This is a genomic window from uncultured Kiloniella sp., from assembly GCF_937128705.1.
Taxonomy (GTDB): Bacteria; Pseudomonadota; Alphaproteobacteria; order Kiloniellales; family Kiloniellaceae; genus Kiloniella.
This window is the reverse complement of record NZ_CAKZMP010000399.1, coordinates 1-2,125: the sequence shown is the minus strand read 5'-3', so window position 1 is coordinate 2,125 and position 2,125 is coordinate 1. Positions and strand designations below refer to the sequence as shown.

The window sequence follows — 2,125 nt, the reverse complement described above, 5'->3', positions numbered from 1 at the left end:
AACGAGCTTCCTGAACCGGAAGCAGATATTTTTCCTCACCAAGCCTAACCCATGCAGATCAAATTTCTGGCGAAAGCCAAGGCCGACTTGCGCTGGTTCAAACAATACTACGTGCAGGTTTTCCCAGCAGGGCAGACCAAAGCCAACCAGCAATATGCTGGGCTCCTTATATTACTCAAAAGCCAGCCTGGGGCTGGTCATCCGGCTGAGGATTTGCCTGATGTGCTGGAGTACGTTCTCCCTGGCATTCCGTTTACGGTACTTTACCGTATCAAGGGGGATACGATAGAAATTATGCGTCTGTACGATCAACGTAGTGAGTTTTCCAACCAGCGTGGACGATAGAGATTTTCCTTTTCCAATACTTTTGACAAACGCCAATTTTCTCGCACAATTCTCCCCGACCGCGTAACGCGCGATCATAAATCCAATCCACCGGTCTTTCGAGACTGGTGGACGCCAGGCTTGAGAGACCCCAACAGGGGAGAACAGGCATGGCACACAGTGCTCAGGCCCATGGCTGCGACGCCGCTTTGGCAGCGTTCAAAAAGACCTTTCACGAACTGGCACCTTACAAGCATCGCTATGAGGTGTTTCGGGATTTTGTGACGATGGCCGCGTGCAGCTTGCACAACGCCGTTCATAAAGATCCAGACCGCGAAGAGGAATACTTGCAAATTATCGCAGGTTACAAAAAACCGGATCAGATGGCCTTTCCAAAATTGCTGGGACTGAACCAGACCGGGTTTACCGGAGACGGTTTAGTTCCTATTCTGCGGCGAGAGTAACAGTGTTTAGGCTGTCATAGAAGGTCCTTTCTGCTTGTGCCGGGGCGATGTATCCGATGGGTCCAAAACGCCGTTCTTGATTGAACCAGTGAACCCAGTCGAGCGTTGCAAATTCGACGTCTTTTTTGCCTTGCCACGGGCCCTCGTGCTCGATGACCTCGGCCTTATAGAGCCCGTTGATTGTCTCGGCCATGGCGTTGTCATAACTGTCCCCGACGCTGCCGACTGACGGATCGATTTTGGCTTCTTCTAGGCGCTCTGTGTACTTGATCGACAGATATTGAACGCCTCTGTCGCTATGATGAATAAGGGTCTTGGGATCTGGTTGACGCGCAGCCAACGCCTGATCCAAAGCATCAAGCACCATCTGGGCATTGGGAGATGAAGAGACCTTCCAGCCAACGATATAGCGCGCGAAGACATCAATGATGAACGCAACATACACGAAGCCGACGGCGGTTCTGACGTAGGTGAAGTCAGCTACCCAGAGAATGTTTGGTGCCGGTGCCTTGAACTTTCGGTTCACCTTGTCTTTAGGGCACGGCAAAGCAGGATTACTCTTCGTCGTGGTTATATCACCGCGTGTAATGCCCTGTATTCTCATGCTTTTCATGAGGCGAACAACCGTGCAACGGGCGACAACAGTGCCCTCATCAAGCAAGTCATGCCAGATTTTCACGGCCCCATATCGCTTCCTGCTCTTCTCCCAGAAATGGGTGATCCTGGTTATTATAAAGGCATCACGCTTTGCGCGGGCAGAGGCCTTCTCGGGATTAAGCTCAACCGATTTGTGGTGGTAATATGTGGATGGCGCAATCGGCAGAACCTTGCAAATCGCCTCGACGCCAAGATGCTCACGATGGTCGTCTATGAACATGATCATCTCTTCCGTAGGCGGTCGAGGTCCGCCGCCGCGAAAAAAGCTGACGCCTTACGAAGAATGTCATTGGCCTGGCGCAGCTCACGGATCTCACGCTGAAGCTCTTTCATCTGCGCCCGCTCAGACAGCGTCAGACCCTCCCGATCCCCGGTCTCAACCGCCTGTTTGTTGACCCAGTCCCGAAGCGTTTCGGGGCTGCATCCTATCTTCTGCGAAATCGATCTGAAGCACTCAGATCGCGTCTTATAATCCGCTTCATTCTCAAGCACCAAACGCACTGCGCGCGCCCGAACTTCTGTCGAAAAACGGTTCCCTGAATTTCCTTTGGTCATGACTTACCTTCCAAGCTTTATCCTCTCCGGTAAACCCGGTCTGGTTCAGTGGCGTCGCTTCGGACGATCCTGAAAGTGACCGGCGGTGTCACCTCGCGTGTGTTCATCATGATCAAGTCCTTGGC

The 2,125-nt window shown here is 52.4% G+C and carries 3 protein-coding genes and 1 other annotated feature; of the genes, 2 read left to right on the top strand and 1 reads right to left on the bottom strand.

Annotation, left to right across the window (positions count from 1 at the left end; genetic code table 11):
- The first annotated feature begins 51 nt into the window (after positions 1-51).
- Together Q0241_RS20845 and Q0241_RS20840 are read left to right on the top strand one after the other, a co-directional pair.
- A complete protein-coding gene (locus tag Q0241_RS20845; RefSeq protein WP_299381011.1) occupies positions 52-345 on the top strand; it encodes a type II toxin-antitoxin system RelE/ParE family toxin in 294 nt (97 codons plus the stop codon).
- Between the two features lie 149 nt (positions 346-494).
- A complete protein-coding gene (locus tag Q0241_RS20840) occupies positions 495-788 on the top strand; it encodes a hypothetical protein (RefSeq protein ID WP_299381010.1) in 294 nt (97 codons plus the stop codon).
- Here Q0241_RS20840 and Q0241_RS20835 read toward each other — a convergent pair.
- Positions 769-2,000, bottom strand: a protein-coding gene (locus tag Q0241_RS20835) for an IS3 family transposase (RefSeq protein ID WP_299381009.1) whose coding sequence is annotated in 2 segments (ribosomal slippage) — positions 769-1,700 and positions 1,700-2,000 — 1,233 coding nt in all. Because the reading frame shifts where the segments join, the coding sequence is not laid out codon by codon here. The two genes, Q0241_RS20840 and Q0241_RS20835, sit on opposite strands and share 20 nt — an antisense overlap.
- Positions 1,597-1,713, bottom strand: a sequence feature (AL1L pseudoknot). Its footprint overlaps the gene before it by 117 nt.
- Positions 2,001-2,125 lie beyond the last annotated feature (125 nt).

What these genes read in the sequence shown, in the direction of transcription:
- Q0241_RS20840 (WP_299381010.1), top strand. Translation starts at nt 495, where the DNA reads ATGGCACACAGTGCTCAGGCCCATGGCTGCGACGCCGCTTTGGCAGCG.
- Q0241_RS20845 (WP_299381011.1), top strand. Translation starts at nt 52, where the DNA reads ATGCAGATCAAATTTCTGGCGAAAGCCAAGGCCGACTTGCGCTGGTTC.